The 22,067-nt window shown below is 72.1% G+C and carries 16 protein-coding genes and 1 pseudogene; 9 read left to right on the plus strand and 8 right to left on the minus strand.

Going from position 1 to position 22,067, the window contains the following annotated elements; genetic code table 11:
• Nucleotides 1–133: 133 nt before the first annotated feature.
• Together ABZ953_RS31750 and ABZ953_RS31755 are read left to right on the plus strand one after the other, a co-directional pair.
• Complete coding sequence (locus ABZ953_RS31750; RefSeq protein WP_361731140.1) at nt 134–541, plus strand: hypothetical protein; 408 nt, start codon at nt 134–136, stop codon at nt 539–541.
• A 110-nt stretch (nt 542–651) separates the two neighbouring features.
• The gene (locus ABZ953_RS31755) at nt 652–2,085 is read left to right on the plus strand and encodes an aminopeptidase (RefSeq protein ID WP_361731143.1); all 1,434 of its coding nucleotides are present in this window, start codon (nt 652–654) and stop codon (nt 2,083–2,085) included.
• Between the two features lie 87 nt (nt 2,086–2,172).
• Here ABZ953_RS31755 and ABZ953_RS31760 read toward each other — a convergent pair whose 3' ends face one another.
• The 3 genes from ABZ953_RS31760 to ABZ953_RS31770 all read right to left on the minus strand — a co-directional run bounded on the left by ABZ953_RS31760 (nt 2,173) and on the right by ABZ953_RS31770 (nt 5,982).
• Nucleotides 2,173–2,808, minus strand: a complete 636-nt coding sequence (locus ABZ953_RS31760) for a hypothetical protein (RefSeq protein WP_361731146.1) — start codon at nt 2,806–2,808, stop codon at nt 2,173–2,175.
• A 67-nt stretch (nt 2,809–2,875) separates the two neighbouring features.
• Nucleotides 2,876–4,681, minus strand: coding sequence for a glycoside hydrolase family 3 protein (locus tag ABZ953_RS31765; RefSeq protein WP_361731356.1), 1,806 nt, complete (start codon nt 4,679–4,681; stop codon nt 2,876–2,878).
• 335 nt (nt 4,682–5,016) lie between these two features.
• Nucleotides 5,017–5,982 (minus strand): LysR family transcriptional regulator, encoded by a 966-nt coding sequence (locus ABZ953_RS31770; RefSeq protein WP_361731149.1) that lies wholly within the window; start codon nt 5,980–5,982, stop codon nt 5,017–5,019.
• Nucleotides 5,983–6,073: 91 nt separating this feature from the next.
• On the opposite strand from ABZ953_RS31770, the gene ABZ953_RS31775 reads away from it, so the two are divergent.
• Entirely contained in the window at nt 6,074–7,066 is a 993-nt protein-coding gene (locus ABZ953_RS31775; RefSeq protein WP_361731152.1) for an EamA family transporter, read from the plus strand.
• On the opposite strand, the pseudogene ABZ953_RS31780 reads toward ABZ953_RS31775, so the two are convergent.
• Nucleotides 6,948–7,733, minus strand: a pseudogene (locus ABZ953_RS31780) (sugar phosphate isomerase/epimerase family protein); the annotation flags it as partial. The gene ABZ953_RS31775 and the pseudogene ABZ953_RS31780 sit on opposite strands and share 119 nt — an antisense overlap.
• 57 nt (nt 7,734–7,790) lie before the next feature.
• Nucleotides 7,791–8,390, minus strand: coding sequence for a LysE family translocator (locus ABZ953_RS31785; protein WP_361731155.1), 600 nt, complete (start codon nt 8,388–8,390; stop codon nt 7,791–7,793).
• A gap of 28 nt (nt 8,391–8,418) precedes the next feature.
• Between ABZ953_RS31785 and ABZ953_RS31790 the strand changes: the two genes are divergently transcribed.
• Complete coding sequence (locus ABZ953_RS31790) at nt 8,419–10,074, plus strand: PLP-dependent aminotransferase family protein (protein WP_361731157.1); 1,656 nt, start codon at nt 8,419–8,421, stop codon at nt 10,072–10,074.
• A 75-nt stretch (nt 10,075–10,149) separates the two neighbouring features.
• Here ABZ953_RS31790 and ABZ953_RS31795 read toward each other — a convergent pair whose 3' ends face one another.
• Nucleotides 10,150–11,193: a LacI family DNA-binding transcriptional regulator gene (locus ABZ953_RS31795; RefSeq protein WP_361731160.1), complete on the minus strand. Its 1,044-nt coding sequence runs from the start codon at nt 11,191–11,193 to the stop codon at nt 10,150–10,152.
• A 133-nt stretch (nt 11,194–11,326) separates the two neighbouring features.
• Here ABZ953_RS31795 and ABZ953_RS31800 point away from each other — a divergent pair, with 133 nt between their 5' ends.
• From ABZ953_RS31800 to ABZ953_RS31810, 3 genes are read left to right on the plus strand one after another with little or no spacing between them, the layout of a single operon-like run.
• Complete coding sequence (locus tag ABZ953_RS31800; RefSeq protein ID WP_361731163.1) at nt 11,327–12,487, plus strand: Gfo/Idh/MocA family oxidoreductase; 1,161 nt, start codon at nt 11,327–11,329, stop codon at nt 12,485–12,487.
• Nucleotides 12,484–13,647, plus strand: coding sequence for a dihydrodipicolinate synthase family protein (locus ABZ953_RS31805; RefSeq protein ID WP_361731166.1), 1,164 nt, complete (start codon nt 12,484–12,486; stop codon nt 13,645–13,647). The genes ABZ953_RS31800 and ABZ953_RS31805 overlap by 4 nt, the downstream gene beginning before the upstream one ends.
• The gene (locus tag ABZ953_RS31810) at nt 13,644–14,510 is read left to right on the plus strand and encodes a sugar phosphate isomerase/epimerase family protein (RefSeq protein ID WP_361731169.1); all 867 of its coding nucleotides are present in this window, start codon (nt 13,644–13,646) and stop codon (nt 14,508–14,510) included. Before ABZ953_RS31805 ends, ABZ953_RS31810 begins: the two co-directional genes overlap by 4 nt.
• A 93-nt stretch (nt 14,511–14,603) precedes the next feature.
• Here the strand turns inward: ABZ953_RS31810 and ABZ953_RS31815 are convergent, their stop codons facing one another.
• The gene (locus ABZ953_RS31815; RefSeq protein WP_361731172.1) at nt 14,604–15,149 is read right to left on the minus strand and encodes a DUF937 domain-containing protein; all 546 of its coding nucleotides are present in this window, start codon (nt 15,147–15,149) and stop codon (nt 14,604–14,606) included.
• Between the two features lie 293 nt (nt 15,150–15,442).
• Here ABZ953_RS31815 and ABZ953_RS31820 point away from each other — a divergent pair, with 293 nt between their 5' ends.
• Both ABZ953_RS31820 and ABZ953_RS31825 read left to right on the plus strand, forming a co-directional pair.
• Nucleotides 15,443–17,680: an ATP-dependent RecD-like DNA helicase gene (locus ABZ953_RS31820; RefSeq protein ID WP_361731175.1), complete on the plus strand. Its 2,238-nt coding sequence runs from the start codon at nt 15,443–15,445 to the stop codon at nt 17,678–17,680.
• 202 nt (nt 17,681–17,882) lie between these two features.
• On the plus strand, nt 17,883–19,181 hold the full coding sequence (locus ABZ953_RS31825) for a citrate synthase (protein ID WP_361731178.1): 1,299 nt from the start codon (nt 17,883–17,885) through the stop codon (nt 19,179–19,181).
• A 461-nt stretch (nt 19,182–19,642) separates the two neighbouring features.
• Here the strand turns inward: ABZ953_RS31825 and ABZ953_RS31830 are convergent, their stop codons facing one another.
• Nucleotides 19,643–22,006, minus strand: coding sequence for a heavy metal translocating P-type ATPase (locus ABZ953_RS31830; RefSeq protein ID WP_361731181.1), 2,364 nt, complete (start codon nt 22,004–22,006; stop codon nt 19,643–19,645).
• Nucleotides 22,007–22,067 lie beyond the last annotated feature (61 nt).

Here is a 22,067-nt window from a genome sequence, read left to right on the forward strand (position 1 = left end):
GGTCGCTCACGGTTGGGCCGGGCGGGAGCCGGGGAGGCGCAGGCCCAGAAAAGCCGAAGTTCCCGCAACCGTTCGGGCCACGGTCGGCGTCCGTACATCAGAACGTGAGGCAGGCGTGGCGGGAGGGACAACTGTGAGCAGTGGTCGCGGCAGAGGCCGGATACGAAGGCGGCTGACGCTCGGCACCGCCGTGCTCGCCGCCGCCGTACTGCTCGCCCTCGCGGGCCCCGGCACCGCCTCGGCGGACGCCGCCGACGGGCGCTGCGCGGGCCGCAAGGTCCGCACGCTGCCCTTCAGCACCGGCCGGGTCGACGTCTTCAAGAGCCGTGGCTACGTCTGTGCCGTGGCCCTCGCCAAGAAGTCCGGCGCCCGCCAGGTCATGTCGGTCAGCGTCAAGGCGCGCGGCGGGCGGCCGGCCCGCGACAAGGGCCGCTACAGCCACCACGCGGGCCCGGTGACCGTCCACGCGGGGCACCGCTGCGTGTGGGTGAAGGGGAACATCAGCGGGCGCGGAGTCAGTTCGGGCTGGATTCTCTGCTGACGTCCGCTTTTGTGCCGCGTCTCCCTTGCGTGGCCGCGCAAACCCCCCTGGTGCGGACCCAGTTGCTCCGTTAGGTTCCGGGGCATTGCTGTGTCGACAGGGGAGGGTGCATGCGCAAGGCGCTCAGATGGCTGCTGTCGCTCGTGGTGCTGATAGGCACGGTGGGCGTGGCCGGAGCGACGACCGGGGCGGCCACAGCCGCCGAACCGGGCGGGACCACCGGTGCCAGGAGCACCGACATCAAGGACAGGCTGCTCGCCGTACCCGGCATGAGCCTGATCGAGGAGAAGCCGTACCCGGGCTACCGTTACTTCGTCCTCGACTACACCCAGCCGGTGGACCACCGGCACCCGTCCAAGGGCACCTTCAAGCAGCGGCTGACGGTGCTGCACAAGGACACAAGCCGCCCCACGATCTTCCACACCAGCGGATACAGCGTCTCCACGCGCCCCAGCCGCAGTGAGCCCGCGCAGATCGTCGACGGCAACCAGGTCTCCATGGAGTACCGCTTCTTCACGCCCTCGCGGCCCGACCCCGCCGACTGGTCCAAGCTCGACATCTGGCAGGCGGCCTCGGACCAGCACCGCATCTACCGGGCGCTCAAGCCGGTCTACGGCAAGAAGTGGCTGGCCACCGGCGCCTCCAAGGGCGGCATGACGGCGACGTACTACGAGCGCTTCTACCCGCGCGACATGGCGGGCGTCGTCTCCTACGTGGCCCCCAACGACGTCGTCAACAAGGAGGACTCGGCCTACGACGAGTTCCTCGCGGGTGTCGGCCCCAAGGAGTGCCGCGAGAAGATCCAGGCGGTGCAGCGCGAGGCGCTGGTGCGCAGGGAGCCGCTGTCGGCGAAGCTCGCGGCGGCCGCCGAGGCCGAGGGGTACACCTTCAAGACCGTCGGCAGCCTGGACAAGGCCTTCGAGGCCGTCGTCATGGACCTGGTGTGGGGCTTCTGGCAGTACCAGCCCGCCGCGACCGCCTGCGGAAAGATCCCGGACGCGGCCACCGCGAGCGACCAGGCCATCTACGACTACGTCGGCTCGGTGGGCGACTGGTCCTCCTACAGCGACCAGGGCCTCACCCCCTACACGCCGTACTACTACCAGGCGGGCACCGAGCTCGGCTCGCCCGACATCGCGCAGCCCTGGCTCGGCGACCTGAGCCGCTACGGCTACCAGCCGCCGCGGAACTTCGTGCCGCGCGACATCCCCATGAAGTTCAAGCCGAGGTCCATGCCGGACGTGGACCGGTGGGTGCGGCACAACGCGCACCAGATGATGTACGTGTACGGCGAGTTCGACCCGTGGGGCGCCGAGCAGTTCCGCCCCGCCCGCGGCGCCAAGCACGACTCGTACGTCTTCACGGCGCCCGGCGCCAACCACGGGGCGAACGTCTCGCAGCTCGTCGCGGACGAGAAGGCGAAGGCGACGCAGCGGATCCAGGCGTGGGCCGGAGTGTCCTCGCCCGCGGCCAAGCCGCTGGCTCCGTACGACAAGAAGCTCGACCGGCGCGACGTGCGCAAGGAGTCGACGCTGCGGCCGTGATGTGTCGTGACGTGACGCGGTGAAGCACCCGAGGGGCCGAGGCATCGCTTCGGCCCCTCGGCTCTGTCCCGCTGCTTTCCTGTCTCGTTACATCCGCACAGCGCACCCGACGGGGTACCCGCCACGCAGCGTCACGTAAAGGGCCGTCGCGGCCCCGCACCCGGACCGGTCCGACACCGCCGACGTCACGCGGTACTCCGGACGCCGCTCGCCCGAACCGTCGCAGGCCGTCTCGCGCACTTCCCCGCGCCCCGCGTCGTACAGGCAGTCCCCGACGACCGTCAGCGGGCCGCCGCCCGCACCGGCGTCGCCGGGGTGCGGCGGCTCCAGGTTCCGCATGCAGGCGTAGCCCTGCGGGACCTCGCCGTCCCCGTCCTCGTCGACGGCGGGCCTGCTCTCGCTGATGTGCAGCACGAAGTCCGTGTGCGCCGGGCACGGCGGGCCCTGTCTGACCTTGCCGTCGTGGCGCGCGACGACCCGCGCCACCGCGCGCTCACTGCTGCACGGCACCTCCGTGAACGCCCCGCGCCCCCGCGAACTGCACGCGTCCACGGCGAGGAACACCGCGCCGGAACCGGTGGGGGACGGGGTGGCGGACGGGCCGGGGCCGCCGGACCCGGACTTCTGACAGCCGGTCAGCGGTGGCGCGGCGGCGAGCAGCAGCGCGCAGACCACTCCCGCGACCGCACGCGGTCGCCCGGCCCTCCAGCTCCAGACGGTCATGGCACCCCCCGACGCCTGCGTCCAGCGTGACCCGCGGGAGCGGGCGGGGGCCAGTGCGGCGTACGGGTCAGTACGTCAGGCCGTGTCCGATCGGGTACAGCACCTGCGCCGGGTCGTCCGCCCGCCGCACCGGCACAGGGAGTCGGCCCTGCGGCACGGCTCGGCCCGCGATCACCCGTGCCGCGGCGCGCAGTTCGACGTCCGTCCAGGAGTAGGAGGCGAGGGCGGCGTCGACCGGGGGCAGGTGGGCGACGTCGTAGGGGTTGCGGATGGCGAGGGTGACGACCGGGACGCCGGTGGCCTTGAGGGCGGTCACGAGGGCGGTCTGGCCGTCGGAGTCGGCGTCGCTCCGCGGGTCCGTGGCCTGGTGGGCGCGGGCTTGCGGGTCGGGGGCGGCCCTGTCGAGCGCGGTGTTCGCCGCCTGGGTGTTGTCCTTCGTGGCCGCGTGGGTGGTGATGTTGTACGTCGCCACGAGGACGGCGTGCTGTCCCCGCGCCGCCGCCACGGCCCTCTCGATCACCGTCCCGTCGGGCGCCGTGCCGGTGGGCAGGGCCACGGCACGGAAGCCCAGGCCGTTGAGCGCGCCCGCGAGGACGGTGGTCGGCGGGCCCGTGGTGCCGGACGGCGAGCGGGGGTCGGCGCCGACCACGAGGATGTCGCGGTGGGTGGCGGGCGACAGCGGCAGGAGCCCGTCGGTGTTGACCAGGAGGGTGGTGGTGGCGTCGGCGATGCGGTCGGCGGCGACCAGGTGGGCGGGGGTGCCGACGGTGGCGTCGACCGCTTCGGGGGCGGGTGCGGGGCGCGCGCTCGTGTCCTTGCCCAGGTGGGCGTCGAGGAGGCCCACGTCCGCCTTCATGCGGAGCACGCGGAGCACCGACGCGTCGATGCGGTCCTCCGTCAGCTCGCCCGTCGCGACCGCCTGGAGCACCGCCTTCCACGCGACCTCCGGGTTGGGCGGGTTCAGGAGCTGGTCGGCGCCCGCCCTGAGCGCGAGGACGGCCACGCGGTCGTCGCCGTACTTCGTCCGTACGCCGCGCATCGCGAGCGAGTCCGTGGCGATCACCCCGTCGAAGCCGAGCTCCTCGCGCAGGACGCCGGTCAGGATCGGGTGGGAGAGCGTCGCGGGGTCGCCGGACGGGTCGAGGGCGGGGATCACGATGTGCGCGGTCATGACGGAGTCGACGCCCGCGGCGATGGCGGCGCGGAACGGCGGCGCGTCGTGGCGGTCCCACTCCTCGCGGGTGTGGTGGATGTGCGGCAGCTCGGTGTGGCTGTCGTCCCTCGTGTCGCCGTGCCCCGGGAAGTGCTTGGCCGCCGTCGCGATGCCCGCGCTCCGGTAGCCCTCGATCTGCGCGGTCACGAAACCGGCGACCGCTTCGGGGTCGGCGCCGAAGGACCGTACGCCGATGACCGGGTTGGCGGGGTCGACGTTGACGTCGGCGTCCGGGGCGTGGTCCTGGCGGATGCCCAGGGCGTGGAGTTCGGCTCCGGCGATGCGGGCGGCCTCGCGGGCGTGCTCGTGCGAGCCGGACGCGCCGAGCGCCATGGCGCCGGGGAGCAGGGTGGCGGGGGCGCCGATGCGGGCGACGGCGCCGTGCTCCTGGTCCACGGAGATCAGGACGGGGAGGGTGTGGGGCGCCGCCGCTTCCTGGATGCCGTGGGAGAGCTCGGCGATCTGGTGCGGGGAGCGGGTGTTGTGGGCCCAGCCGAAGTAGATGATGCCGCCGAGGCGGTAGCGGGCGATCAGCTCGGCCGCGTCGCGGACGCCGCTCTCCCGGAGGTTGGCGTCGACGTCGGCCCGGTCGGGGTCGGCGGCGGTGTGCCCGTACACGTGCATCACGAAGAGCTGGCCGACCTTGTCCTCCAGGGACATGGCGCCGATGAGCTCGCGGAGCCTGCGGTCGCGGTCGCGGGCGTCGGGGTGGGACACGTGGGCTCCTGCGGGCCGGAAGGAAACTTTCAGGAGCTACGGATATCCCGAAGATTTCTGCCGGTCAAGACCCGGTCGAGACCCGGCCGAGACCCGGTCAAGACGGGGCCGTCACCGGCGCTGTGGAGGGGGGCGCACCGGTGACGGCGCGCTGCCGGACCGCAGGCGGCGGAGAGGGTGGTCAGCGTTCGCAGCCAGCAGCGATGCCGACACCGCCGTGCGTGGACTCACCGGCAGCGTGCCGGTTGGACGAGCGAGAGGGCGGCGGGGTTCCCGACTCACCCTTGTTTCCCGGAAGTTGGTGCGGGGGCGTCGTGGGTCCGGTCGTGGGGCACGGCAGCGGGGGTGTGCGGGGCCCAGTGCGCCTGCAGCGCGCGCACTGTCTCCGCGATCGCGGGGCGGCGCGAGGCCCCGGTGCGCCACAGGGCGTAGAGGCGCCGGACCGGCACGGGGTCCAGGGAGACGGTGACCGCGTCGTCCGGCACGGGGCCGCGGCCGAGGCGGGGGATGAGCGCGATGCCGAGCCCCGCCGCGACCAGCGCGACCAGGGTGGGGTTCTCCTCGGCCTGATGGGCGATGTCGGGCTCGCAGCCCGCCTCGCGCAGGGTGCGCACGAGCCACTCGTGGCAGACGAGCCCCGGCGGCTGAGTGATCCAGCGTTCGGATCGCAGCTCCTCGCGGCGCACGGAAGCGCGCCCCGCGAGCCGGTGCCCGCGCGGTACGACCAGATCGCAGAGGTCGTCGCCGATGACCGCCTGTTCGACACCCGGCGGTGTCGGCAGCGGCGCGATGTCCCAGTCGTGGACGACGGCCACGTCGACCGCGCCCTTGGCCACCAGGTCGATGGAGAGGTGCGGGTCGATCTCCGTCATACGGGCGTCGAGCGCCGGATGGCGGCGGGCCAGATCCGCGAGGACCCCGGGCAGCAGCCCGCGCGCCGCCGAGGCGAACGCGGCGATCGTGAGACGCCCCGCGGGCCTCCCGCGCCGCTCTTCGAGCTCGGTCTCGGCGCGCTCCACGATGGCCATCAACTGCCGTGCCGTCTCGGCGAGATGGAGTGCTTCCTCGGTGAGCGCGACGCCCCTGCCGCGGCGCTCGAGGAGCGTCGTGCGGGTCTCGCGTTCGAGTTTGGCGATCTGCTGGGAGACCGCGGACGGCGTGTAGCCGAGCGCGGTGGCGGCCGCGCCCACGGTGCCGTGCACGGAGACGGCGTGCAGGGCGCGGAGCCGGGCGAGATCGAGCACGGCGGATCCCCCGTTTCGTAAGCGTTGCTTCATCCAATCATGCAGAGATCCGCGCTGGTCCTACACGGTCGTGCCGGGTGATCCTCGACGCATGCGACCTGCACATGTCTGTCTGGCAGTCCTCGTTGCCGCTGTCTGGGGCGTCAACTTCGTGGTGATCGAGGTGGGCCTCGACCACTTCCCGCCGCTGCTCTTCTCGGCCCTGCGCTTCCTCGTCGCGGCGCTGCCCGCCGTCTTCTTCGTGGGGCGGCCGAAGGTGGCGTGGAGGTGGGTGGTGGGGGTGGGGCTCGTGCTCGGTGTGGCCAAGTTCGGGCTGCTGTTCATCGGGATGGACGCCGGGATGCCCGCCGGTCTGTCCTCGCTCGTCCTGCAGATCCAGGCGGTGTTCACCGCCTTGTTCGCCGCGCTTACCCTGGGTGAACGGCCAGGTGGGGTACGGGTGTTGGGCATGGGCGTCGCCCTCGCGGGGATCGCGGTCGCGGCCGTCGACGAGGGGGAGGGCGGCCCAATCACCGCTTTCGTGCTGCTGATCGGCGCCGCGGCCTGCTGGGGCGTCTCCAACGTCCTCACCCGCAAGGCGTCCCCGCCGGACCCGCTGAACTTCATGGTGTGGGTGAGCACGGTCCCGGTACTGCCCCTGCTCGGCCTCTCCCTGCTCTTCGAGGGGCCCTCCCGGGACCTGGCAGCGCTGCGCTCCCTCGACCTGCCGGGCGCGGGCATCATCGTCTACGTCGCCTGGGTCACGACCGTCTTCGGCTTCGGCGCCTGGGGGTACCTGCTGCGCCGCCACCCCGCGTCCACCGTCGCCCCGTTCTCGCTGCTCGTGCCGGTCTTCGGGATGTCGTCCGCCGCCCTCGTCCTGGACGAGTCGGTGAGCGCGTTGCGGTGGTGCGCCGCGGCCCTGCTGGTGGGCGGCGTCGCGCTGACCTCGTTCGTGAGGGCGGGCGGCGTCAGCCGGAACGGGTCACAAGCCGTGACAGCAACTCCCGTCCCTGACCCAGCGCATCCGCCAGCGGTGCCGCATCCTCGTACCAGCGCTTCTCGTACTCCCAGCACAGCCACCCCTCCCACTGCTCCGCGCTGAGCAGTTCCACGCACTCGGCGAGCGGCAGGGCCCCGGACCCGAGCGGCAGCGGTGTGGTGTCGTCCGCCGACGCGATGTCCTTCACCTGGACGTAGCCGAGGTAGGGCGAGAGCGCCGCGTACGTGTCGGCGACGGATTCGCCGCCGAGCCAGGTGTGCATCAGGTCCCACAGCGCGCCGACCTGGCGGTGGCCGACGGTGCCGAGGACGCGGGTGGCGTCGGCGCCCGTGCGGTGCGAGTCGTGGGTCTCCAGGAGGATGCGGACGCCGGCGTCGGCGGCGTGCCGGGCGGCGGTGCCGAGGCGCCTTGCGGCCGTCGCGTCGGCCTCGGCCGCGCTCTGTTCGGTGCCGCCGCCGGGGAAGACGCGCACGAAGGGGGCGCCCAGGTCGCGGGCGAGGGCGACGAGGGAACGCACCTCTTCGAGTACGGGTTCGTCGTCGCCCGGCGCCGCCACGCGCGCGTACCCCGCGATACCGAGGATCTCGACGCCCGCCGCCTTGAACTCGGCCGCCACATCGGCCCGTTCGACGAGCCCGAGCCCGGGGTGCACCGGCTCCTCGGGGTGCGCGCGCAACTCGACTCCGTGGTAGCCGTGGGCGGTGGCGAGCCGCAGCACGTCGGGGACGGGGAGGCCGGGCACGCCGAGGGTGGAGAAGGCGAATTTCATGGTCCGACAGTAGGCGGCGTGCGGGGCCGGTCAACCCCGCCGCCGCGCCGGGCCGCCTCAGAGGAACGCCAGCCGCGCCCCCAGCGCGGCGAACGCCGCGGCGAAGCCGCGCCGCATCCATCGCACGACCGCGGGCCGCGAGATGACGTGACTGCGCATCGCCGCCGCGAACCTCCCGTACGCCACGAAGACCACGAACGTGATCAGCATGAAGTACGCGCTGAGCTCCGTCATGCGCAGGAAGGCGTACGGCTCTTCGGTGCTCACGAACTGCGGCAGGAACGCGAAGAAGAACAGCGTCAGCTTGGGGTTGAGGATGTTGATCAGCACGCCCGTCAGGATCGTGCGGCCCGCCGAACGCGGCTCGCTCTCCCGCTCAGCGGTGAGCTCGCTCCGGTCCCGCCAGGTGCTCCACGCCATGTACAGCAGGTAGGCCACGCCCAGGTACTTGAGCGTCTGGAAGGCGACGGCGCTGGCGTTCAGGAGCGCCGCGAGGCCGGTGATCGCGGCCACCATGTGCGGGACCACGCCCAGCGTGCAGCCGACGGCCGCGATGACCGCGGCACGGGTGCCCCGCGAGAGTCCGGCCGCGATCGTGAACAGGGCGCCGGTGCCGGGCGTCACGCAGACGACGAGGGAGGTGAGGAAGAATTCCATGCCCCGACCCTGGCGCCACAATGGCTCCATGAACAGGTCCATTGGATCTCCTCTCGACCGGTCCGTAACTCCTGCCCGGTCCGTAACTCCTGCCCGGCCCATAGCTCCCGACCGGCCCATAGCTCCCGACCGGTCCGTAGCGGCTGGTGCCGCCTCAACCTCGGACTTCCTCCAGCTCGACCCCGGCGAGGCCCCCAAGGGCGGGCTCTCCGACTGGCTGACCGCACAGCTCAGGAGCGCGATCGCGGACGGCCGCCTCCCCGCGGGCAGCAGACTGCCCGCCACCCGCACCCTCGCCGGTGACCTGCGCGTCTCCCGAGGCGTCGTCACGGAGGCGTACCGGCGGCTCACGGAGGACGGGCACGTGGCGGGGCGCGGCCGGGGCGGCACGGTCGTCGTGGCGGTGCCGCGGGCGCGGGCCGGGCTGCCCGGGGGCTCGACTTCGGTGCGGGGCACAAGCCCAGGGGCGGTACAGGGCACAAGCCCTGGGGCGGTACAGGGCACAAGCCCAGGGGCGGGCGGAGAGACGGCTCCACCCCACGCCGACCTCTTCATCACCCCTCCCGACCTGGGCGTCTTCGACGCCATCCGTGCCGTGCCCGCCCGGATCGACCTGTCGCCCGGCCTCCCCGACCTCTCCGCCTTCCCGCGCGCGGCCTGGCTGCGGGCCGAGCGCGCCGTGCTCGACGGGCTCACGCCGCCGGACTTCGGATACGGGGATCCGCGCGGCACCCCCGCCCTGCGGGGCGCCGTCACACGCTGGCTCTCCCGCAACCGGGGGATCCTCGCCGATCCGGACGACGTGATGATCGTGAACGGCACGGCCCAGGCGCTGCGGCTGCTCGTCGACGTCCTGCACGCCGACGGGATCTCACAGGTGGCCGTCGAGGAGCCGGGTTCGCTCGGCGTACGGCAGCACCTGCGCCCGCTCGGCACCCCGCCCGTGCCGGTCGACGCCCACGGCATCCGTGTCGACGCGCTGCGCGCCTGCGGGGCCCCGGCCGTTCTGCTCACGCCCGCCCACCAGTTCCCCACGGGGGTCGTCCTTGGCGGCGAGCGCCGCCGCGAGCTGATGGACTGGGCCCGCGACGGCGGCCTGATCGTCGAGGACGACTACGACGCCGAACACCGCTACGACCGCCCCGCCGTACCCGCGCTGCGCTCCCTGCTCCCGGACCACGTCTGCTACGCGGGCAGCGTCTCGAAGCTCCTCGCCCCTGCCCTGCGCCTCGGCTGGCTCCTCGCCCCGCCCGCCCACCGCGACGCCCTCGTGGACGCCAAACGCCTCACGGACCTCGGCAGCGCGGCCCTGCCCCAACTCGTCCTCGCCCACCTCATGGACTCCGGCGCCCTCGAACGCCACCTGCGCCTCGTCCGCAAGCGTCACCGCAGGCGCAGGGACGCGATGATCGCGGCGCTCGCGACGCACCTGCCGAAGGCGGTGGTGCACGGCGCGGCCGCGGGCCTGCACCTGATGATCACCCTCGACGCGTACGACGCGTACGTCCCCGGGGGCGACGACACCGCCCTGGCCGCCACCGCCCTGCACCACGGAATCAAGACCCACCCCCTGACCTGGCACACCCAACTCCCGCACCCCCCGGGCCTGGTCCTCGGCTACGCGGCAACCGGCACGGCCGAGATCGCGGAGGGGGTGGGGGTGCTGGGGCGGTTGGTGGGTTAGGGGAAGGGTGGGGTGACGCCCCGTCAGGCCACTCCGGGGCCGCCACTCCGGGGCCGCCACCCCGGGGCCCCGCCCCTACCGAGGCCCCGCCGTGGACCCCCGCACCATCAACTCCCCGTGCACCGTCGCCACCCCGCCCGGCGGCGGCTTCTCCTTGCCCATGGCGATGCGGCCTGCCCGTGCGCCCGCCTCGTGGAGGGGGAGGCGGACCGTCGTCAGGGCGGGGACCGCGTCGATACTGAAGGGGAGGTCGTCGAAGCCTGCCACCGAGACGTCGTCCGGGATGCGCAGGCCTTTGTCGCGCAGGGCCGCGCACGCGCCGAGTGCCACCGTGTCGTTGGCGGCGACGACGGCCGTCAGGTCGGGGGCGCGGCGCAGGAGTTCGTCCGTGGCGTCGTAGCCGGAGCGGCGGTCATAGGGCCCGTGGACCGTCAGGGCCGGGTCGTCCGCGATGCCCCGCGCGGCGAGGGCGGCGCGATGGCCCTCCAGGCGGTGCCGGGTGGTCGTGCGCTCCTCGGGGCCCGCGATGTAGCCGATGCGCCGATGACCGAGGCCCAGCAGATGGCCCGTCAACTGCTGCCCGCCGCCACGGTTGTCGAAGGTGAGCGCCACCGCGTCCGTCTCCGGCGACGGCGGCCGGCCGCAGAGCACCACCCGTGAGCCCGCCTCCGCGAGCCTGCGCAGCTTGCCCGCGATGGCGGCCGCGTGGTCGGGGTCCTCGACGGCGCCTCCGGTGAGGACGACCGCGGCGGCGCGCTGGCGCTGCAGGAGCGTGAGGTAGGTGAGTTCGCGCTCGGGGGAGCCGCCGGTGTTGCAGACGACGGCCATCCGCTCGCCGCCCGCCCGTCCGCCCGGCCCGCCGATCGCGGACTGCACGGCCCCGGCCATGATCCCGAAGAAGGGGTCGGCGATGTCGTTGACGAGGATGCCGACCAGGTCGGACGTGGCCGCGGCGAGCGCGCTCGCGGGTCCGTTGAGGACGTAGTCGAGGTCGTCCACGGCGCGCAGGACGCGTTCGCGCGTGGCGGCGGCGACGGGGTAGTTGCCGTTGAGCACGCGCGACACGGTGGCGGGGGAGACCTGCGCGCGGGCCGCCACGTCCGCCAGGGTCACAGTCATCTCGTCGTCCTCCGGTCACCCGTCTCGTCGACTTCCGCCACGCCCTCGACCGAAGCCCTTGTCCAACCCTGTCCGGCAGGCTAGCTTGCCCTTGGATAGAAAGCGCTTGCTACGCCCCTACGGAGGGACTTTCGTGACACGCAAGACGGTGCGCATCGCCATGAACGGCGTCACCGGACGCATGGGCCACCGCCAGCACCTGGTCCGCTCGATCCTCGCCCTCCGCGAACAGGGCGGCCTCGATCTGGGCGACGGCACCGTGCTGTGGCCCGAGCCCGTCCTGGTCGGCCGCCGCGAGCACGCCCTGCGCGCACTCGCCGCCCAGCACGGTCTGGAGCACTACTCGACCGACCTGGACGCGGTCCTCGCCGACCCGGCCGTCGACATCTACTTCGACGCCCAGGTCACCTCCGCCCGCGAGGAGGCCCTCAAGCGGGCCATCGCCGCGGGCAAGCACATCTACACGGAGAAGCCGAGCGCCACCGGACTCGACGCCGCCCTCGGGCTCGCCCGCCTCGCCGAGGACGCGGGCATCAAGCACGGCGTCGTCCAGGACAAGCTCTTTCTGCCGGGTCTGCTCAAGCTGAAGCGGCTGATCGACAGCGGCTTCTTCGGCCGGATCCTGTCCGTGCGCGGCGAGTTCGGCTACTGGGTCTTCGAGGGCGACGGACAGCCCGCCCAGCGCCCGTCCTGGAACTACCGGGCCGAGGACGGCGGCGGCATCGTCGTCGACATGTTCCCGCACTGGGAGTACGTCCTGCACGAACTGTTCGGCCGCGTACGCAGCGTCCAGGCCCTCACCGCCACCCACATCCCGCAGCGCTGGGACGAGCGCGACAAGCCCTACGACGCCACCGCCGACGACGCCGCGTACGGCATCTTCGAGCTGGACGGCGGCACCGTCGCGCAGATCAACTCCTCCTGGGCGGTCCGCGTCAACCGCGACGAACTCGTGGAGTTCCAGGTCGACGGCGTCGAGGGCTCGGCGGTCGCGGGCCTGCGCAACTGCCGCGTACAGCACCGGAGTACGACACCGAAGCCGGTGTGGAACCCCGACCTGCCCGTCACCCACTCCTTCCGCGACCAGTGGCAGGAGGTCCCCGACAACCAGGGCCCCGAAGGGTTCGACAACGGCTTCAAGGCGCAGTGGGAGCTCTTCCTCAAGCACGTGTACGCCGACGCGCCCTACCACTGGGACCTCCTCGCGGGCGCCCGCGGCGTACAACTCGCCGAGCTCGGCCTGAAGTCCTGCGCGCAGGGCCGCCGCATCGACGTACCGGAGATCGCGCTGTGAGCGCCACCGTCCTGCTCCCCGCCGCGGACGGCGGCACGCGCGCGTACACCCCCCGCGGCGAGCCGCTGCCCGCCACCGCGAGCGGCCCGCCGCTCACCTCCCGCACCGTCTTCTCCGCCGCCCACGTGGTCGCCGACCCCCGCGCGGACGTCACGCCGGACGGCCCCGCCGCCATCGACTGGGACGCCACGCTCGCCTTCCGCCGCCACCTCTGGTCGCACGGCCTCGGCGTCGCCGAGGCCATGGACACCGCCCAGCGCGGCATGGGCCTCGACTGGGCGGGAGCCGCCGAGCTGATCCGCAGGTCGGCCGCCGAGGCCAGGGCCGTGGGCGGCCGGATCGCGTGCGGCGTCGGCACCGACCAACTGGCCATGCCCGCCGGTCTGGCGCAGGTCAGGGCCGCGTACGAGGAGCAGCTCGCCCTCGTCGAGTCGACCGGCGCCCGCGCGATCCTCATGGCGTCACGCGCCCTCGCCGCCACGGCCGACTCGCCGGACGACTATCTCCAGACGTACGGCCATCTCCTGCGCCAGGCCCGCGAGCCGGTGATCCTGCACTGGCTCGGCCCGATGTTCGACCCCGCCCTGGAGGGCTACTGGGGCTCCGCCGACCTGGACGCCGCCACGGACACCTTCCTGGAGGTCATCGCCGCCCACCCCGACAAGGTCGACGGCATCAAGGTCTCGCTCCTGGACGCGGGCCGCGAGATCGCCCTGCGCCGCCGCCTGCCCCAGGGCGTGCGCTGCTACACCGGCGACGACTTCCATTACCCCGAGCTGATCGCGGGGGACGACCAGGGCTTCAGCCACGCCCTGCTCGGCATCTTCGACCCGCTCGGCCCGCTCGCCGCGACGGCCGTCCGGGCCCTGGACACCGGCGACGTACACAAGTTCCGCGAACTCCTCGACCCCACCGTCGAGTTGTCCCGCCACCTCTTCGAGACCCCCACCCGCTACTACAAGACGGGCGTCGTCCTGCTGGCCTGGCTCGCGGGCCACCAGTCGCACTTCACCATGGTCGGCGGCCTGCAGTCCGCCCGCTCGCTGCCCCACCTGGCCCGCGCCTACGAACTGGCCGACGGCCTCGGCCTGTTCCCCGACCCGGCCCTCGCGGCCGCCCGTATGCGCTCCCTGCTCACCGTTCACGGAGTCCCCCAATGAGCGTCACCCCCATCGCCCCGCCGAGCCCCCAGCCACCCCTGACGCTCTCCCGGCTGAGCGTCAACCAGGAGACCGTCAAACAGTGGTCGCTCCCCGAACTCGCCGAGGGCTGCGCCAAGGAAGGGATCCGCGCGGTCGGCCTGTGGCGCGCACCGGTCCAGGAGTACGGGGTCGAGCGCACCGCCCGACTGATGCGGGACGCCGGTCTTACGGTGACGAGCCTGTGCCGGGGCGGCTTCTTCACGGACGGCGAAGAGGCGGCACGCGCGCGTGCCCTCGACGACAACCGTGCGGCGGTCGACGAGGCGGCGGCCCTCGGCACGGACACCCTCGTCCTGGTCTCGGGCGGTCTGCCGCCCGGCAGCAGGGACCTGGCCGGTGCGCGCGAGCGCGTCGCGGACGCGCTCGCCATCCTCGGCCCTTACGCGCGGGAGCGGGGCGTGCGCCTCGCCATCGAGCCGCTGCACCCGATGTTCGCCGCGGACCGCTGCGTGGTCTCCACCCTCGGCCAGGCCCTCGACCTCGCGGAACGCTTCCCCGCGAGCCAGGTAGGGGTGGTCGTGGACACGTACCACATCTGGTGGGACGACCGGGCGCCCGAGCAGATCGCGCGGGCGGGTGCGGGCGGTCGCCTGTTCGCCTTCCAACTGGCGGACTGGATCACGCCGTTGCCCGCTGGCGTGCTGCTCGGGCGGGGCCAGTTGGGTGACGGAAGCGTCGACTTCAGGGCGCTGCGTGCGCTCGTCGACGCCGCCGGGTACCGCGGCCGTATCGAGGTGGAGATCTTCAACGAGGCCCTGTGGGCGCGAGAGGGCGGCGAGGTGCTGAGGGAGACGGCGCGGCGCTTCCGCACGCACGCCTGAAGCTCCCGGCGGCAGCTACCTCTTGTCGCTCCCGGCGGCAGCTACCTCGTGTCGCTCTCGGCGGCAGCTACCTCGTGTCGCTCTCGGCGGCGGCTACTTCTTGCCGCCCAGGATCTGGCCGAGGAGATCGCCGAGCCCGCCGGAGGACGCGGCGCCCTTCGGGGCCGCCCCGCCACCGGAGGCCTTCGTGCCCGCCGCCCGCTTGGAGAGCACCGCGAGCACCACGGGGATGAGCATCTCGATCACGCGCGTGACCGTCGGCGCGGGGATGCCGGTCTTCTTGGACACCGCGTTGGCCACCGGCCTGCTCATCTTGGCGAGCACGCCGGACATCATCCCGCCGGCCGCCAGGCCGCCCAACCCGCCGAAGGCCGCCACTCCTTGCAGGGGCGCGTCGCCGGGCGCGGGCGCGGGGGCCTCGCCCACCTCGGCGACGGCCTGGCGCACCTCCTCGGCCTCCGCGGGATCGTCGGCGGCCGCCTTGTCCTGGAGGTTCCCGGAGAGCGCGGACACCGTGGTGCCCACGACGTCCTGGGCGCCGGACGCGTCCGTGCCGAGCAGACCGGCGATCTCGTGGAGCCTGTCGTCACCGAGCTCGTGCAGCACGTCCTGCTCGAAGGACCGAGGTTCATCGCTCATGCGACAAACGCTACGTCTGCCCCGCTTTGCGGGCATCTGGAGGGCCGTAGAAAAAATAATGGGCCACACCGTGCAACCCTTCGGGCACCACGCGTGTCGTACTCGGCGTCAGGGCTTCAGGGGGGAACCAGGATCCGGGGGGATCCGGGGGATCTGGGGGGATCGCGAGGTCTTGGCAGGGGAGGGGAAACCCGAAGGGGCCTGGTCCATGGGACCAGGCCCCTTCGAAGGTCTGGACGTCCTGGAGCCGGACACCCGCACGCGCTGTCAGTGCCGGGCGGTAGCGTCGGATCATGGCGAGTCCAGCAGCGGCGACGGCGATGCTCGAGGGGGTCCTCGAGCGCATCACGTACGCCAACGAGGAGACCGGGTACACGGTCGCGCGCGTCGACACCGGACGCGGCGCGAATGACCTGCTCACCGTGGTCGGCGCGCTGCTCGGCGCCCAGGTCGGCGAGAGCCTGCGGATGCAGGGCCGCTGGGGCTCCCACGCGCAGTACGGCAAGCAGTTCACCGTCGAGAACTACACGACGGTGCTGCCCGCCACCATCCAGGGCATCCGCCGCTATCTCGGCTCCGGCCTCATCAAGGGCATCGGCCCCGTGATGGCCGACCGGATCACCACCCACTTCGGGGTCGACACCCTCGACATCATCGAGACCGAGCCCGAGCGGCTCGTGGAAGTGCCCGGACTCGGCCCCAAGCGGACCAAGATGATCGCCGCCGCCTGGGAGGAGCAGAAGGCCATCAAGGAGGTCATGGTCTTCCTCCAGGGAGTCGGGGTCTCCACCTCCATCGCCGTGCGCATCTACAAGAAGTACGGCGACGCCTCCATCTCCGTCGTGAAGAACGAGCCCTACCGCCTCGCCGCCGACGTCTGGGGCATCGGCTTCCTCACCGCCGACCGCATCGCCCAGTCCGTCGGCATCCCGCACGACAGCCCGGAGCGCGTCAAGGCAGGCCTGCAGTACGCCCTTTCGCAATCCACCGACCAGGGCAACTGCTACCTCCCCGAGGAGCGCCTCATCGCCGACGCGGTGAAGCTGCTCCAGGTCGACACGGGCCTCGTCATCGACTGCCTCGCCGCCCTCGCGGGCGAGGAGGAGGGTGTCGTACGGGAGAGCGTGCCGGGCCCGGACGGCGGCGAGGACGTCACCGCCGTCTACCTGGTCCCCTTCCACCGCGCCGAACTCTCCCTCGCGGGACAGCTGTTGCGCCTGCTGAAGACCGGCGACGACCGCATGCCCGCCTTCCGGGACGTCGCCTGGGACAAGGCCCTCTCCTGGCTCGCCGCCCGCACCGGGGCCGAGCTCGCGCCCGAGCAGGAGGAGGCGGTCAAGCTCGCGCTGACCCAGAAGGTCGCCGTCCTGACCGGCGGACCAGGATGCGGCAAGTCCTTCACGGTCCGTTCCGTCGTCGAGCTGGCCCGCGCCAAGAAGGCCAAGGTCGTCCTCGCCGCCCCCACCGGGCGCGCCGCCAAGCGGCTCGCCGAGCTCACCGGCGCCGAAGCCTCCACCGTGCACCGCCTGCTCGAACTGCGGCCCGGGGGAGACGCGGCGTACGACAAGGAGCGGCCGCTCGACGCCGATCTGGTCGTCGTCGACGAGGCCTCGATGCTCGACCTGCTGCTCGCCAACAAGCTGGTGAAGGCGGTGCCGCCGGGCGCCCATCTGCTCTTCGTCGGCGATGTGGACCAGTTGCCCAGCGTCGGGGCGGGCGAGGTGCTGCGGGACCTGCTCAGCGACGGGAGCCCGGTCCCCGCCGTCCGGCTCACCCGCATCTTCCGGCAGGCCCAGGAGTCGGGCGTCGTCACCAACGCCCACCGCATCAACTCCGGCCTCCCGCCCCTCACCCAGGGCCTGAAGGACTTCTTCCTCTTCGTCGAGGAGGAGACCGAGGACGCGGGCCGCGTGACGGTGGACGTCGCCGCGCACCGCATCCCGCAGAAGTTCGGCCTGGACCCGCGCCGTGACGTGCAGGTCCTCGCGCCCATGCACCGCGGCCCCGCGGGCGCGGGGAACCTCAACGGCCTCCTCCAGCAGGCCATCACGCCCGCCAGGCCCGGCCTGCCCGAGAAGCGGTTCGGCGGCCGGGTCTTCCGCGTCGGCGACAAGGTCACCCAGATCCGCAACAACTACGAGAAGGGCCAGAACGGCGTCTTCAACGGCACGGTGGGCGTCGTCACCGCCCTCGACCCCGACGAGCAGCGGCTCACCGTCCGCACGGACGAGGACGAGGAAGTCCCGTACGACTTCGACGAACTGGACGAGCTGGCGCACGCCTATGCCGTGACGATCCACCGCTCGCAGGGAAGTGAGTATCCGGCGGTGGTGATCCCGGTCACCACCGGGGCATGGATGATGCTGCAGCGGAATCTGCTCTACACGGCCGTGACGCGCGCCAAGAGGCTGGTGGTCCTGGTCGGTTCGCGCAAGGCTCTGGGGCAGGCAGTGCGCACGGTCTCCGCGGGCCGGCGCTGTACGGCCCTGGATTTCCGGCTCTCGGGGCGCCGCGGAGCAGGCCCCGGCTGATTTGATCGATCAAACGAGTCGGAAACGTCACACAGCACTTCCGGAACCGGGGCGAAGGGGGCAGGATGAGCAGGTTGGCGGCACTGAGTGCCGCCAATAGGCCCAATGGTCGACCCCGAGTGCACTCTCCAGGGCCAAATGGGGGATGGTAGAGACAGTCAGGGCACCTCGAAGAAGAGGCACAACGTCGGTGAGGGATGACGTGAGCGAGAACGCTAACAACGGTGTAGTACTGCGGTACGGCGACGACGAGTACACCTACCCGGTGGTCGAGTCGACCGTGGGCGACAAGGGCTTCGACATCGGGAAGCTCCGTGGCCAGACCGGTCTGGTGACCCTGGACAGCGGCTATGGCAACACCGCCGCCTATAAATCCGCCATCACCTATCTCGACGGTGAACAGGGCATCCTCCGGTACCGCGGCTACCCGATCGAGCAGCTGGCCGAGCGCTCCACCTTCACCGAGGTGGCGTACCTCCTGATCAACGGCGAACTGCCGAAGGTCGATGAGCTGGCCACCTTCAAGAACGAGATCACGCAGCACACCCTGCTGCACGAGGACGTCAAGCGGTTCTACGACGGCTTCCCGCGTGACGCCCACCCGATGGCGATGCTGTCGTCCGTGGTGAGCGCGCTGTCGACGTTCTACCAGGACAGCCACAACCCGTTCGACGAGAAGCAGCGCGACCTTTCGACGATCCGCCTTCTCGCCAAGCTTCCGACGATCGCGGCCTACGCGTACAAGAAGTCGCAGGGCCACCCGGTCGTCTACCCGCGCAACGACCTCGGCTACGTCGAGAACTTCTTGCGCATGACCTTCTCGGTGCCCGCCGCCGAGTACGAGCTCGACCCGGTCGTGGTCAACGCGCTCGACAAGCTCCTGATCCTGCACGCGGACCACGAGCAGAACTGTTCGACGTCCACCGTGCGGCTGGTCGGCTCCTCGCAGGCGAACATGTTCGCCTCGATCTCGGCCGGCATCTCGGCCCTGTGGGGCCCGCTGCACGGCGGTGCCAACCAGTCGGTCCTGGAGATGCTGGAAGGCATCCAGGCCTCCGGCGGCGACGTCGACACCTTCATCCGCAAGGTGAAGAACAAGGAAGACGGCGTGAAGCTCATGGGCTTCGGGCACCGCGTCTACAAGAACTTCGACCCCCGGGCGAAGATCATCAAGGCGGCGGCGCACGACGTCCTCTCGGCGCTCGGCAAGTCCGACGAGCTGCTCGACATCGCGCTGAAGCTGGAAGAGCACGCGCTGGCCGACGACTACTTCGTCGAGCGCAAGCTCTACCCGAACGTGGACTTCTACACGGGCCTCATCTACCGCGCGATGGGCTTCCCGACCGAGATGTTCACCGTACTGTTCGCGCTCGGCCGGCTGCCCGGCTGGATCGCCCAGTGGCACGAGATGATCAAGGAGCCGGGATCGCGCATCGGCCGCCCCCGGCAGATCTACACGGGTGAGGTCCTCCGGGACTTCGTCCCGGTCGAGGGTCGCTGACCCCCCGACACAAACCCGGACACAAACCCGGACACAAACCCGGACGCAAACCCGGGCACAAAGCGGAAAGCGCCCCGCCATCGATCCCCCCACGGGTCGACGGTCGGGGCGCTTCCCTTTTTCCCGGTGCGGATTCCCCCCACGGGATCCGGCCGGGCGTCTGTGGCTGCCCTGCGGTCTGCCGGGACGCGTACGTACGGGAGGGCCGCTCAAAGCTCCCCGGTGCACGTGCCCCGGCAACGCAATTTCCGAGGAGCATCCCCCAAGATGTCCTCCGATGTCGGAAGGCGTCCCCCAAGACATCTTCCTGCATCGCACCATTAGACTCGCGACTTCCCCCAATGGTTACGTTCGGATCACTGTGATCTGCGTCTCTTGCATATGTCCAGTACATGCGCAAGAGGCCCGATATGGGGATTCTGTGACCGGGGTGAGGATGCTGAAACGACCTTGTGAAGGGGTTATGTGAACGTCCGCAGCCGGAGACTGTTCGTCACCACGAAGACCGAGGAGAACGCCATCGCGGCGCCCGCGATCATCGGATTGAGCAGACCGGCGGCGGCGAGCGGCAGCGCGGCGACGTTGTAGCCGAAGGCCCAGAAGAGATTGCCCTTGATGGTGGCGAGGGTCTTCCGGGAGAGCCTGATGGCGTCGGCCGCCACCCGCAAGTCCCCGCGCACCAATGTCAGGTCGCTCGCCTCGATGGCCGCGTCCGTGCCGGTGCCCATCGCCAGGCCCAGATCGGCGGTGGCGAGCGCGGCGGCGTCGTTCACGCCGTCCCCCACCATCGCCACGACCCTGCCCTCGCCCTGTAGCCGCCGTACGACATCCACCTTGTCCTGCGGCAGGACCTCGGCGAACACGGCGTCCGGGGCGATCCCCACCGCGTCGGCGACCGTCCGGGCGACGGCCTTGTTGTCGCCGGTGAGCAGCACCGGCGTCAGACCGAGCGCGCGCAGCTCGCGCACCGCTTCGGGGCTTGTCTCCTTCAGGGCGTCCGCGACGGCGAGGACGCCGCGTGCGGCGCCGTCCCAGGCGACCAGGACGGCCGTGCGCCCCGCGGCCTCCGCGTCGTCCCGCAGCCGGGCCACCGCGTCCAGGCCCGTCACGCCCGCGTCCGCGAGGAGCCGCTCGCGTCCGGCGAGCACCTCGTGGCCTTCCACCGTGCCGCGCACCCCGGACCCGGCGACGTTCTCGAACCGCTCCGGCGTCGGCAGCTCCCCGACGGCGATCCCGAGACGGTCGGCGGCGCCCGCCGCGACGGCCCGCGCGACCGGATGCTCGGAGGCGTGCTCCAGGGCGCCCGCGAGACGGAGCAGCTCGGCCTCTCCCTCGACCCCGTTCTCTCCCTCGGCCCCGTTCTCTCCGTCGGCCCCGCTGCCCCCGGTGACGTGGACGTCCGTCAGCTCCATGCGGCCGGTCGTCACCGTGCCCGTCTTGTCCAGGACGACGGTGTCGACGCGGCGCGTGGACTCCAGGACCTCGGGGCCCTTGATGAGGATGCCGAGCTGGGCGCCCCGGCCGGTGCCGACCATCAGGGCCGTCGGCGTCGCGAGGCCGAGCGCGCAGGGGCAGGCGATGATCAGGACGGCGACGGCGGCGGTGAACGCGGCGGTCGCGTCGCCCGTGGCGCCGAGCCAGCCGGCGAGCGTGCCGATCGCGATGAGCAGGACCACCGGCACGAAGATCCCGGCGATCCGGTCGGCGAGGCGCTGCACCTGGGCCTTGCCCGTCTGCGCGTCCTCGACGAGCCGCGCCATCCGCGCCAGCGAGGTGTCGGACCCGACGCGCGTCGCCCGCACCACGAGGCGCCCCGCGACGTTGACGGTGCCTCCGGTCACGGCCGCGCCCGCGGCGACGTCGACCGGCACGGACTCGCCGGTCAGCATCGAGGCGTCGACCGCGGAGGCGCCTTCGGTGACGGTGCCGTCGGTCGCGACGGTCTCCCCGGGGCGTACGACGAACCGGTCCCCGACGACGAGCCGCCCGACCGGTACCCGCACCTCGGCACCGTCCCGCAGCACCGCCACGTCCTTCGCGCCGAGCTCAAGGAGGGCGCGCAGCGCCGAACCGGCCTTCCGCTTGGAGCGGGCCTCCAGCCAGCGCCCGAGCAGGATGAACGTGATGACGCCCGCGGCCACTTCGAGGTAGATCGTCGAGGCGCCGTCGCCGGGCGAGGCGGTGAGGTCGAAGCCGTGCCGCATGCCCGGCATCCCGGCGTCCCCGACGAACAGCGCCCACAGCGACCAGCCGAAGGCGGCGAGCGTGCCGACGGAGACGAGGGTGTCCATGGTGGCGGCCCCGTGCCGGAGGTTGGTGAACGCCGCCCGGTGGAAGGGGAGCCCGCCCCAGACGACGACGGGCGCGGCGAGGGTCAGCGAGAGCCACTGCCAGGAGTCGAACTGCAGGGCGGGGACCATCGCGAGCAGGACGACGGGCAGCGAGAGCAGCGCGGAGACGATCAGGCGCTGCCGCAGGGTGTCGGGCTCGGTGATGTCGGCGGTGGTGGGCGCCGCATCGCCGTCGCCGTCGCCATCGCCGTCGGGGGCGGGGTCGGGGGCGGGCGGGGCGATCTCCTCCGCCGTATAACCCAGCTTCTCGACCAGGGCCACGAGCTGGCCGACCTCGACCCCGCCGGCGTACGCGACCTTCGCCTTCTCCGTCGCGAGGTTGACCGTGGCGGTCACGCCCTCCATGCGGTTCAGCTTCTTCTCGATGCGGGACGAGCAGGAGGCGCAGGTCATGCCGCCGACGGCGAGTTCGACCTCGTGGATCTCGACCTCGCGGATCTCGGCCTCGTTCGCGGCGCTTGAGACTTCCGTCATGGCTCTTTCCGGGGTGGTGGGACGGCTCCGGGCCCTGTGGTGCCGGTTGTTGTCGGCACCA

The sequence above is a fragment of the Streptomyces sp. NPDC046465 genome, from assembly GCF_040646035.1.
Lineage (GTDB): Bacteria > Actinomycetota > Actinomycetes > Streptomycetales > Streptomycetaceae > Streptomyces.

Coding starts and splice junctions, on each gene's coding strand:
- ABZ953_RS31755 (WP_361731143.1), top strand. CDS start 652: ATGCGCAAGGCGCTCAGATGGCTGCTGTCGCTCGTGGTGCTGATAGGC.
- ABZ953_RS31760 (WP_361731146.1), bottom strand. CDS start 2,808: ATGACCGTCTGGAGCTGGAGGGCCGGGCGACCGCGTGCGGTCGCGGGA.
- ABZ953_RS31765 (WP_361731356.1), bottom strand. CDS start 4,681: ATGTCCCTGGAGGACAAGGTCGGCCAGCTCTTCGTGATGCACGTGTAC.
- ABZ953_RS31775 (WP_361731152.1), top strand. CDS start 6,074: ATGCGACCTGCACATGTCTGTCTGGCAGTCCTCGTTGCCGCTGTCTGG.
- ABZ953_RS31785 (WP_361731155.1), bottom strand. CDS start 8,390: ATGGAATTCTTCCTCACCTCCCTCGTCGTCTGCGTGACGCCCGGCACC.
- ABZ953_RS31790 (WP_361731157.1), top strand. CDS start 8,419: ATGAACAGGTCCATTGGATCTCCTCTCGACCGGTCCGTAACTCCTGCC.
- ABZ953_RS31795 (WP_361731160.1), bottom strand. CDS start 11,193: ATGACTGTGACCCTGGCGGACGTGGCGGCCCGCGCGCAGGTCTCCCCC.
- ABZ953_RS31810 (WP_361731169.1), top strand. CDS start 13,644: ATGAGCGTCACCCCCATCGCCCCGCCGAGCCCCCAGCCACCCCTGACG.
- ABZ953_RS31815 (WP_361731172.1), bottom strand. CDS start 15,149: ATGAGCGATGAACCTCGGTCCTTCGAGCAGGACGTGCTGCACGAGCTC.
- ABZ953_RS31820 (WP_361731175.1), top strand. CDS start 15,443: ATGGCGAGTCCAGCAGCGGCGACGGCGATGCTCGAGGGGGTCCTCGAG.
- ABZ953_RS31830 (WP_361731181.1), bottom strand. CDS start 22,006: ATGACGGAAGTCTCAAGCGCCGCGAACGAGGCCGAGATCCGCGAGGTC.